This is a genomic window from uncultured Brachyspira sp., from assembly GCF_910578695.1.
Lineage (GTDB): Bacteria > Spirochaetota > Brachyspiria > Brachyspirales > Brachyspiraceae > Brachyspira.
Genome location: NZ_CAJTQJ010000057.1, coordinates 1 through 12,166, shown reverse-complemented (window position 1 = coordinate 12,166; position 12,166 = coordinate 1). Strand labels below are relative to the sequence as shown.

The 12,166-nt window shown below is 26.3% G+C and carries 9 protein-coding genes; 1 reads left to right on the top strand and 8 read right to left on the bottom strand.

The genetic code is table 11. The features are described from left to right. Nucleotides 1-87: 87 nt before the first annotated feature. The 8 genes from recJ to QZ288_RS11130 all read right to left on the bottom strand — a co-directional run bounded on the left by recJ (nt 88) and on the right by QZ288_RS11130 (nt 10,954). Entirely contained in the window at nt 88-2,247 is a 2,160-nt protein-coding gene (recJ, locus tag QZ288_RS11165; RefSeq protein ID WP_295158888.1) for a single-stranded-DNA-specific exonuclease RecJ, read from the bottom strand. A 21-nt stretch (nt 2,248-2,268) separates the two neighbouring features. Continuing rightward, entirely contained in the window at nt 2,269-3,825 is a 1,557-nt protein-coding gene (dnaX, locus tag QZ288_RS11160; RefSeq protein WP_295158886.1) for a DNA polymerase III subunit gamma/tau, read from the bottom strand. A 283-nt stretch (nt 3,826-4,108) separates the two neighbouring features. Beyond that, entirely contained in the window at nt 4,109-4,483 is a 375-nt protein-coding gene (locus QZ288_RS11155) for a hypothetical protein (RefSeq protein WP_295158884.1), read from the bottom strand. Between the two features lie 204 nt (nt 4,484-4,687). After that, on the bottom strand, nt 4,688-4,984 hold the full coding sequence (locus QZ288_RS11150) for a hypothetical protein (RefSeq protein ID WP_295158882.1): 297 nt from the start codon (nt 4,982-4,984) through the stop codon (nt 4,688-4,690). A gap of 93 nt (nt 4,985-5,077) precedes the next feature. After that, nucleotides 5,078-5,461 (bottom strand): hypothetical protein, encoded by a 384-nt coding sequence (locus QZ288_RS11145; protein ID WP_295158881.1) that lies wholly within the window; start codon nt 5,459-5,461, stop codon nt 5,078-5,080. A 287-nt stretch (nt 5,462-5,748) separates the two neighbouring features. Beyond that, a complete protein-coding gene (gene mnmG / locus QZ288_RS11140; protein WP_295158879.1) occupies nt 5,749-7,611 on the bottom strand; it encodes a tRNA uridine-5-carboxymethylaminomethyl(34) synthesis enzyme MnmG in 1,863 nt (620 codons plus the stop codon). 291 nt (nt 7,612-7,902) lie between these two features. Continuing rightward, on the bottom strand, nt 7,903-8,565 hold the full coding sequence (gene scpB / locus QZ288_RS11135; protein ID WP_295158877.1) for an SMC-Scp complex subunit ScpB: 663 nt from the start codon (nt 8,563-8,565) through the stop codon (nt 7,903-7,905). A gap of 106 nt (nt 8,566-8,671) precedes the next feature. Continuing rightward, nucleotides 8,672-10,954: a tetratricopeptide repeat protein gene (locus QZ288_RS11130; protein WP_295158875.1), complete on the bottom strand. Its 2,283-nt coding sequence runs from the start codon at nt 10,952-10,954 to the stop codon at nt 8,672-8,674. A gap of 318 nt (nt 10,955-11,272) precedes the next feature. On the opposite strand from QZ288_RS11130, the gene QZ288_RS11125 reads away from it, so the two are divergent. Further along, nucleotides 11,273-11,911, top strand: coding sequence for a hypothetical protein (locus QZ288_RS11125; RefSeq protein WP_295158873.1), 639 nt, complete (start codon nt 11,273-11,275; stop codon nt 11,909-11,911). Nucleotides 11,912-12,166: the final 255 nt, after the last annotated feature.

Sequence of the window (12,166 nt, the reverse complement as noted above, 5' to 3'; positions counted from 1 at the left end):
CTGACAACTGACAAAGAAAGTTGTCAGCTATTTTAAAGCGAGTTTATAGCTAGCAGCAATAAAGATAAATTAATTATTTTATTTATATTAAAAAATTTTATAGTTTTCTATATATATTCTTACATCTTCGCTTCCTGCAAAACGATTAACTCTCAATTTATAAATAATATCTATATAATTTGAAGATAATAATTTCTGCACTTCTTCTTCATTGCTGTTCCATATAATACCTCTTATCTTTTTATTATCCTGAAAAAGCTCAATCCTTAAATGAAGCTTATTATTTTTCTGCATTCTAATTATATTATTAACTTTCACATTCTTTGATATAAATAAAGGCTCTTCATTTCCAAATCCGTAAGGCTCAAATAGTTCTAATGATTTTGCTAATTTCATATCTATATTTTTTAAATTAATTTCCATATCAAATACATAATCATTTTTTTCCGAAGTAAAATTCTGAGAAGCTGCATATTTTACAATCTTATTTTTAAACTTATCAAAATTTTCAGCATTCAAAGTAAAGCCCGCAGCATTTTTATGTCCTCCAAACTTAGTCAAATATACATTTGCATACTCAAGCATATCTCTGGCATTATCATCTCCCCTGCTCCTTATACTGCCGATGCAAATACCCTCATCGCTCTCATACATAATAACAGCAGTTTTTCCATATTCGCTTAATACCTTTCCTGCAATCAAGCCTGTAAGTCCTTGTTCTATATTTTTACTTTTTACTACTATTATAGGGAAATCCAAACAGCCGTTAATTTTTATATATTCATTTACAATACTAAAATTAGATTCAGTTAAAGATTTTCTAGTCTCATTCATATTATAAATCTCTTCAGAAAGCCTTAAAGCATCTTCCTTTAATTCAGAAGTAAGAAGCTTTAAAGCAGTTTCAGGACTTCCCATTCTTCCTGCAGCATTTATAAAAGGTGCAAGCCTCCAGCTGACAGTCTGAGTATCTATTTTGCTGTTAAGCAGATTAATTTTCTCAAGCATAATATTATATCTAATATGGCTGGTATTTTCTAATTCCTTCAAAGCACATTTTACATAAGCCCTATTCTCTTCTATAAGGGGCACAACATCTGCAACAGTGCCTAATAATACAAGTATGGATTTTTTCCGTATATAATTTTGAAACTGCTTCTGACTTATATAAAATAATCTCCTAAATATTTCCATTTTAATTATTAAATCTCTGTACTCTATATTTTCATATCTGTAAATATTAACATTAAGTGCCAAAGCAAAATCATCTAAAGTTTTCATATTATTTATATTAATATTTCCGTATCTGACACCAAGCTGAAGCAAATCATAAACACTGTCATATTCAGGCAGATATATTTCATATTTTTCATAAAATGATAAAAGCTTTTTAAGTCTGTCTTCTCCCCCTGTAAGCACAAGTACAGTACCGTCTCCCTCAAACATATAGCTGGCAAGCTCTTCTAATACCTCATCTTCGCTCATAAACTCATCATAATAATCCATATAAATAGACTTATATTTATTATTATCATCAATAAGCTCAAATCCGAATACTTCATCGCTTATAACAAAATTAGTAGATTTTAAAGCCCTTATTGTTTTTATAATATTTTTATTTTTATCAATCTTATAATCTAATACTATTATATCTTTATTGCATATTTTTGTATAAGAAAATACGAATGCCTGCATAAGTTTGAAAGCAACAGCACAGCCCGAAAAATTTTTAGATGAAAAACCTGTATTTGAAAGTTTGGGATTAAATACAGCATAAGCATTAGGAAGTATTTCAGGTATATCATGATGATCTGTTACTATAATATCAATAGAAAGCTCTCTTGCAAACTCAACTTCCTCAGCATTTGATATGCCGCAATCAACTGTAATAATAAGGCTTACTCCTGAATTTGCATATTCTTCTATAACAGCTTTAGAAAGTCCGTAGCCTGTTGTATGATTAGGTACAAATGCTTCTACATTCTTTGTAACAACTTTAAGAGTATTATATATAATAGATGCTGCCGTTACTCCGTCTGCATCCTTATCTCCGTATATTAGTATTTTCTCATCATTTTCTACAGCTTCTTTTATTCTATCTACAAATACATTAATATCTCTTATATTAAAAGGATTAGATAAAGAGTATATATCTTGAAAAAAGAAATCATAAATATCTTCTTTTGAAGTTATGCCTCTCAATTTTAATAATTCTTTTATTACTTCATTTAAATTATCTATATTCATATATTAATCACTTACTTTTTATTATAAAGAACTTTCATCAACTTCAGTAGCCTGCAAACGAGTTTTTAATTTATCTATCATATTACCTTCAACAGCTCTCTGAAACTGTATAGCTACATCCTTATTTTTAGTAAATCTAGGTATAGCTTTAGCCACCAAATCATTAATGCGTTTATCAGATTTTGTCATATCAAATATATGATCAGGCAATGCCACTATTAAAACAGCTCCTTTACTTTCTATAGGATTGCCCTGCGATAATAAAGAATATATTGTAGGGCTTTCTGTTTCTATAAAAGAAAGTATCTTATTATAAAATATTCTTCTTTTATCTGTAGGATTTAAAGGAACATCATATTGATTTTTATTAGTATTTTCTGAAGCATTATTTACAAAAGCGTCATATTCATTATTAACAGCTTCCGATTGAATAGACGGCTGAATATTTGCAGAAATTATATCAACAGGACGAATTAAATTATCAGTATTAAGAAGCAGAAGCATACGCATTTCAAATATAGTTCTAGGATTAGAAGCATTTCTTATACGCTCCTCAGCCGATAATATATAATCAAGTATCCTTTCAATCTCATCATCACTGTAATGAAAGGCAAAAACTTTTAAGTCATCTCTTTCATTTTCAGTTATCTCAAGCAATTTAATATCATCAATACCGCTTTTTATCATAAGTACAATTCTCAAATACTCTATTATGCTGTTCATAAAAGTTCTGATATCAGCAGATTGCTCAGATAATTTTTTCATAAACTCGAAATATTTTTTTTTATCGGAAAGCATCATAATATCAAAAAACTCTTTTACAAAAGAAAAGTTATTTCCTCCGACAACAGCATTAACATCATCGCTTGTTATATATTTTTTATCTGCAGTATATGCTATCATTTTTTCAAGTATTGTTTCACTATCCCGTACGGAACCTCTAGCCTGCTTCGCAATCAAAAATACAGCTTCTTCATCATATTTAATATTTTCTTTATCAAGTATACCTTTCAATATTTTTTCTAAATCTTCTATGCCCAAAGCTTTAAAAGTATATTGCTGACATCTGCTTCTTATAGTAGGAAGCACCCTATCGGCTTCAGTAGTAGCAAGTATAAATACAACATGGGCGGGAGGCTCTTCCAATGTTTTAAGCAAAGCATTAAAAGCCTCATTAGTTATCTGATGCACCTCATCTATAATATATACTTTATATTTTCCTGCAGCAGGGGATATTCGTACATTTTCTATAATCGTTCTTATATTTTCTATACCCCTATTGCTTGCACCGTCAATTTCTATAACATCAAGAGGAGTACCGTTTTCTATTTGAGTGCAGGAAGTACAAACTCCGCAGGGGCTGTCAGTAGGACCATTAATGCAGTTTAATGCCTTAGCTATAATTCTTGCAAGAGAAGTTTTACCCACTCCGTGTGCACCTGAAAAAAGATAGGCATGTGCTATTTTTTTCTGTGCTATACTTTTTGATATTGTTTTAGTAATATGTTCCTGCCCTATTACTTCTTCAAAAGTTTGAGGACGGTATTTTCTTGCTATTACTTTATAATTTTCTGACATATTTACAGCATTCCATTATGATATTTTTTATTAAGCTATTTTAACAGAGTATCATTATTTGTCAATTTTTATATTATAACTTATAAATAATATATAATTTTTTAATTATACCTATATGTTAAGTACTTATTTTTTTTATAAATACAGCATTATGCTTTTTAAATGAAATAAGCATACAAATTAATATAAAAAAATCAAAGAATAAGAAAATGGTTTATAAATATTTACTAGGAAATAAAAAATAATATTCAAATTTATTTTTATAAAAATTATAATTAGAAAATTATTTATCCTTTATTAAAGTACCTATTCCCAAATTATCATCTTCAATTGTTCCTTCGGTATCAGACTTGAATTTTAATATAACTGAAAAAGTTTTATCTGATGATACAGTCATTTTATATCTGTCATTTCCTAAATCTTCTACAGATAAAGCCTTTAAATCATTATACAGTATATTTTCACTGCTTTCTATTACAACACTTGATTCATTATTTGAAAACTTAGCCTGCCAAATACCTAAAAAATTAGTTAATCCTATACTTGCTCTCGGAATTTCTTTATATTGAGATGATGCTGATGTAGTACTGTTATTATCAGCATTACAAGATACTATAAAAAGCAAAAAAATTGAGAATATCACAGTTTTTTTAATCATAAAATAAACTCCAATATATATAATATCATTTATTATATAATAATCCGTATAATTTTTCATTTAAAATATTATTAATGCTTTCAATTACATTAAAAAATATTATTTATATATGCAATTATATGAAATAAAAAAAACTGCATAGTAAATAATCACCAAGCAGTTTATAACAGCAATTAATATTTATACTAATGTAATTTTAACTTTTTATTTTACTCTGGCACCTCTTCCTCTTATTTTCATTTTCTTAATTATACCGGGTACAATTTCATATCTAGGCATAATTAAAAAATCATAATTTGTGCCTTGTAAAGCCTTTGCTATTAATTGTTCTTTCAAAGCATTTTCATTACCGCTGTAGCGAATTTCGGCAGTTAAAACTTCCCCTACAATAATATCATTTCCGCTAAGCTGAAGACTTTGAGGGATATTATCAGCAGTCATAGTTGAACATCCTGTAATTAAAAGTATAGACATTAACATAATTGTTAATATTAATTTCATTTTGATTCTCCTTAATTTATATTACTGATAAAATGAAAAGCAGTATAAAAAATAGCATTCTATACTGATTTTTTATTTTATTTAATTATATAATTATTGTTTTTTGAAAGGCTCAACTACTCCTGCTTGAGCTGAATAAGTAACTTCACATTCACTGCTGCTTGTAAATTTAAATGTATATGTATCATTACCGCTTTTTAAATTAAGAGAATATGAACCTACACTTTTATCTTTAGCTGAAGCCCAATCTGTTATTTTAAGGTCTACATCAGCTCCTCCATTTGGTTTTAGAACCATACTGCCGTCACTTTTTAAATTAAAAGTAGTTGCACCAACAGTAGATTTCCAAGTGCCGACTAGTTCTGATGGTTTAAAAGTAGGGTTATTATTTGATTTACAGCTTATTGAAATCAAAGACATTAAAGAAAATAAGCTTATCAATAATAAAGTTTTAATAATTTTTTTGTTCTTATACATAAGAAACTCCTTTAAAAAATTTTTTATAATAATCATAGATGATTATTTGCAAGTTAATTTTGATTTTATTTAGAAATAGATGCAATAGATATAATGGAGCTATATCTTTTAAATATAAAGAAATATTAAATAAAGTATATTTTAGTCTGGTTGTTGGTTGTTGGTTGTTGGTTGTTGGTTGTTGGTTGTTGGTTGTTGGTTGTTGGTTATAATAATCATATTATTCATTTCAATATAGTACATCATAAATAATTTTTGTCAAGTGTATTTAAAATATTATTATATTTTTAATTATAATTTTTCTTCTTCTTTGTAAGAGCCAATATAAGAATATGTACAACTGACTTATCTACTTCAGGTATTCTTAAAGCCTGAGATATATTATAAGGCTTATATTGTTTTAATTTATTAACAGCATCTATCTTCACACTCTTTAAAGAAGAATAATCAAAATCTTCAGGTATGAGCATATTCTCATATTTTTCTATATCTTTTATTTCATTTAAATATCTTGAAATATAGCCCTCATATTTAATAGAAGTTTCTGCATTCTCCAAAACATTTTTATTATAATCTCTGTCTATTAAAGATATAAGCATATTAATACCGCATTCGGGACGCCTTATTATAGAAGCTAAACTCATAGTACGGTACTCCTCAGCCTCTTTTTTAAATCCTAAATCTTCAGTTTCTTTTTGAGTGAGTATGCGTTTATTTAAATATTCTACAAGTATCTGAGTTTTTTGTTTTTTATCTCTTACTTTTTCAAGTCTTTCTTTACTCGCAAGCCCTATATTATAAGAAAGTTCTGTCAGTCTTTCATCAGCATTATCCTGTCTCAAAAGCATTCTATGTTCAGCCTGAGAAGTAAACATTCTATGCGGCTCCTTTGTACCTTTAGCAGTCAAATCATCAATTAAAACGCCTATATATCCGTCGCTTCTTTTTAATATCAGCGGAGCTTCTTTTTTTATTTTTAAACATGCATTTATACCTGCCATAAGCCCCTGACATGCAGCTTCCTCATATCCGCTTGTACCATTAATCTGCCCTGCCAAAAATAAGCCTTCTATTTTTTTGGTTTCTAATGTAGGCTTTAATTCTATAGGGTTTACATAGTCATACTCTACAGCATAAGCAGGCTTTAATATTTTTACTTCTTCAAGTCCTTTTAAAGACATTATCATTTTTATCTGCACTTCTTCAGGCAGACTCGAAGAAAATCCGTTTATATAAACTTCATTTGTTCTATAGCTTTCTCTCTCTAAATGCAGCTGATGTCTAGGCTTATCTGCAAACCTAACTACTTTATCTTCTATGCTTGGGCAGTATCTAGGACCTATGCCCGTTATAATACCGCTGTACATTGGCGAAAGGTGTATATTATCCTGTATGATTTTATGAATATTAGCATCAGTATATGTTATATAGCAAGGTTCCTGAACTATATCAATACTATCATCTAAAAAAGAAAACGGCGTTATTTCATCATCGCCTTTTTGCATTTCAAGTACATCAAAATTAATAGAATTATAATCTACTCTTGCAGGTGTTCCTGTTTTTAATCTTCCAACCTCTAATCCTAAACTTCTTAAATTATCAGAGAGTCCTATTGCAGGAAACTCTCCTATTCTGCCGGCCTGCTTTTGATATTCGCCTATATGAATAAGTCCGTTTAAAAATGTTCCTGTAGTAAGTATTGCTGCTTTGCATTCATATTCTCTGCCTCTTTCTGTTTTAAGTCCTTTGAGTATATTATTTTCTGTGATTATTTCTGTAACTATATCCTGATGAAGCATAAGATTATTTTCTGCATATAATGTTTTAGCAGCTTCTTCCTTATATGCATATTTATCAGCCTGAGCACGAGGAGCCCATACAGCTTTTCCCTTGCTTCTATTGAGCATTCTAAACTGCATCATAGTTTTATCTATCAAAATACCCATCTCGCCGCCAAGTGCATCAATCTCTTTAACTATAGTGCCTTTAGCAACACCGCCTATAGAAGGATTGCATGACATTTGTCCTATAGTATCCAAATTAATAGATATAATAAGCGTTTTCATTCCAAGTCTTGCAGAAGAAAGTGCTGCCTCTATTCCTGCATGCCCTGCACCTACTACTATAACATCATATTTATTATCATTCATATATAATATTCTCTTTATATAATATTCTATTAAAAAACATTTTTAATTAAAAGATAATATATCAAAAGCTTTTAATTGTCAAAAAATAAATGTCATAATTCAAAATTTAATTATACTTGAAAATCTCTATACATTTTAATTTATTTTTTAATTCAATTTTTATTATATTAATGAATTTATATTACAGATTTTAATAAATACTTGATTATAATAATGCTTTAAATATAATAAAAATACAGTGGGTATGTAAATATTTAATTTAAAAATAAAGACTTTAATTATTTATTATTATTAATTTCTATTAAACTCTAAATCTTTTAACTCTCTTAATTTTGGAAGATCATCTAAACTGCTTATACCGAAATGCATTAAAAATTTATCTGTAGTGCCGTAAGTTTGTCTTTTATCCAAATAATCTTTTCTTCCCTTCCAAGCTATAAAACCATCTTCCATTAAAGCCCTTAAATGATATCCGCTGTCGCTTTGTCTTATATCATCAATTTCAGCTTTAGTTAAAGGCTGCTTATACGCTATTATTGATAAAGTCTGAAGCATTGCTTTGGATATTTTTTTCTTTCTTTTTTTATCATATATTTCTGATAATGCCCCGAATGCAGACGGAATTACTGTCATAAGAATAGAATCGCCTACTTCAAGTATCTCTATAACGCTTTTAGAGTTTCTGTATTTATTATTGATATTTTCTATATGATTTCTTATATCAGAATTCTCGCATTTGAAAAGAGTTCTTAATCTGCTTATAGGAACATTACCCTCAACATATATAACAGCTTCCATAATCTTTTCAAGTTCTTCATCATTAGAAAGTATAGAACTGTCTATCTCTAAAGTATTTTTATTTTCTGTGCTTAGCTTTTGGTTTTCTGCATTATATTCAGAATTCTTTTCTGAAATTTCATTAATAGTACTGCTAGTTTCAATCATTTCGTCCATATATTTATATCCCTAAAAAACAAAATCCTTTTTATTTTTTAATAATATAAATTATAACATATTAAAAACTTTTTTCAAGGATATAGTTTTTATAAAGATATAGTATTTAATTGTCTAATTTGCAAAGTTTAATACTTTCATTATTGATAATTCTTCTTATAATTTCTATATTAGAATCATCAAAGCTATTATGAAAATAAATACTTTTTATTTTGATATTATCATTATTTAATAAAACTGCTGTATAATCATCATCATTAATATAAGAGAATATATAAATAAGAGATTCATAATTGATTTTATCTTCTTTAGCGAGAAACTTAGCTTTTTTTCCATAAATATTTTTTTCTGCTATATAATCTTTATTTTTAATAATAATTGAATTTTCTATTTTGTATTCTATGCATATATTATTATCATTCAAATTATCAATAGAATCTTTTAAAGATGATGAGAAAGAATAAAAATTGATATTCATTTTTTCTATAATAGGCTTAACTGTCTTTAATTTGGAATTATCAAATTTAATTTCTTCAATATTGCCTAAAAGTAATTTTAGAGATTCTGTATTATAATTTATATTTTTGTATAAAGTCATAGAATTATATGCATTATGAATATTATGAAGCTCTAAACTTTTATTCAAAGATTTTTCAAATAAATTTAAAAAATCATTATATTTTATAATGTTTCCTTTAAGCAAAGTATACGATAATAAGAAAATATTATAACTTGCAAAATTATTATTTTTCAAATCAAAATTATCTATATATTTATTGTATGTATCTATTAATAAATCATAATCTTTCTTCAAATAATAAATAACAGCTAAATTATTATAAAGCTCAAAAACAGATTTATTTTCTTCTATCAATTTATTATAGCATAAACTTGCATTATCATAATCTTTTATTCTATAATATGCTTCGGCAAGCATTCTGTAAATATCATTATTTTTATTTTCTATTTTATTTGAATATTCTATAACATTATCATAGTCTTTATTATTAAAGCATAAATCAATTAATTTATCATAATATTTAAATGAGTTAGGATTTTCTTCTATAATCTTATCAGCAGTAAATAACACATTATCATAATCTTTAAAATCAAAATATATTTTAAATAATGTTTCATAAGTACTGCTGTATGATGAAGCATTAATCTCAAGTACTTTATTTAAATAAATTAATGCCTTTTCTTTTTCTCCTAAATAATAATATGATAATCCTATTCCATTATATGAATATGCATTATTATTATTTATATCTATAGATTTATTAAAGTTTTCTATAGCCTTCTCATAATCTTTCAAATTATAATATGCAAGTGCCAAATTATTATAAGCTTTATAATATCTGTCATTGATTTCTATAGATTTATTAAAATATTTTAAAGCCTTATCATATTCTTCATTAGATGAGTAGCATATTCCTATAAAATTATAAGCCTTATAAGCATTGCTGTTATTTTCTATAACTCTCTCAAAACATTCAATAGCCTCATAATAATATTTTTTGGAATAATAGCTTATTCCTAATTTATTATAATCTGTAAAAGCATTTATATCTAATTTTTTTGCCTTATCAAAATAAAGTGCCGCCTTATCAAAAATTTTTCTATTGAAATAAACTAAAGCTAAATTATTGTATGCATTAGCATATTTCGGATTTATATCTATAGCTATATTGAAGTATTTAACTGCATTATCATAATCTTTTAATAGAGAATAAACAGCCCCCAAAGTATTTGCAGTTTTGTATGATTTAGTATTATACTGAAGAAATTTAGTTAAACATTCTACAGCCTTATCATAATTATTGATATTATAATAGCTCATTCCAAGCATATCATAAGCTTTAAATATTCTCTCATCTAAAGATTTGGAATGCTCGAAAAATTCTATAGCTTCATTATACTGCTTATTTTTATAATAAAAAAGTGCTAAATTATTGAAAGCCTTATCATATTTAGGATTAATTTCTATTGCTTTATTAAAATTTTCTATAGCCTTAGTAAAATCTTTTTTCTCGAAATAGCTTATACCAAGAAGATTATATGCTTTGAAAGAATTAGGGGTAATTTTTAAAGTTTCATTAAAACATTCTATAGCCTTATCATACTGCCTTATAGCGTGATAGCTTATGCCAAGAAGATTATAAGATTTGAAAGTTTTTATATCAACTTTTCTAGCCTCTTCAAAATATCTTACAGCATCTTCAAATTCTTTAAGTTCGACGCATACTTGTCCTTTATATAAATTTGCTCTGTAATTTTTAGGTACTTTTTTTAAAATGCCATCAAGTATTTCTAGAGTTTGATTATAATCTTCATTATTGATTCTGTATGATACTTCATTTAAAAGATTTTCCATCTTTGTATTATACATAAAAACCCCATATGCAATTATTGTAAATATTTTACAATGAATATGCATATTATGTCAACAACAAAATAATTTTTTTATGCATATAAACAATAGATATTATATTTAAATGATATTCATATAATTTGTTTAAACATCAAAAAATATTAAAATTTTTTCTAAAAATTTTAAATAATTTTTAAACTAATCTTGTTTTTTTGTTATAATTATAATAAAAAAAAATTTAGGAGAAAAAATATGAAAAAACTTTCACCTATTTATATTTTTTCTTAAAAATTTTAAACTGTATTTTATAAAATATATAAAGGAATAAGCACTTATATGGAAATAAAAAGAAAAATATTTTTTGTCTCAGCATTATTAATATTATTTTCTTTTAATCTTTTTGCTAATTTTAAGTTCGGAATCAGCCCTAAATTAGGAGCAGATATAAATATAGCCGAAACTAAAAATTATAATAGTGTATTATTAGACCCAAGATTAGATATAAATTTTCAAATAGGATACGGATTTAAATTAAATAATATTAATCTATTAAGCGGCATAGATCTTTTATTTGATTTTGGTATTAATGAACATATGATATCTGTAATGGATAAGAATACAGCTTCAATAAATAGAATTACTGCTTTAGGAATGTATGCAGGCATAGCTTTAAAATTTGATTTAAGTAAAAATAATCAGAATCTTCTTGTAGGAATATCTTCAGGAGTGCAGTTTAGTCATTTAATAAATGCAGATTATAAATCAGTTCCAATATCTCCTTATGTAAGATTATCATTTGAAAGAAAGTTTTTTGAAACAGAAAAAACAGATTTTCTTGCAGGCATTCATTTCTTTTACGAGAATATGATTTTTAATACTGATGATATGAGTAATTTATTTTCATATCATAATACTAAACAGTATCATTCTGTAGGCTTAATGTTCAGTTTCGGATTTTTCTTTGAGAATAGATAAAATCTTAATAACTGATAAATTTGTTTAGCAGTCATTTAAATCAAGTTTACAGTTAGCTATAATTAGAATATTATAATTTAAATATTTTGACAAATTATTATATATTTAGTATAATATTATATATGAAAGCTAATAATAAAAAATATTTTAATACTCTAAACGATTATTTTGTCAGATACCTATTTACTGATAAAGGGAGTGAAGTTATTTTATTAGACTTTATCAATTCTATAATGATTAATGCGAAAATGAAAA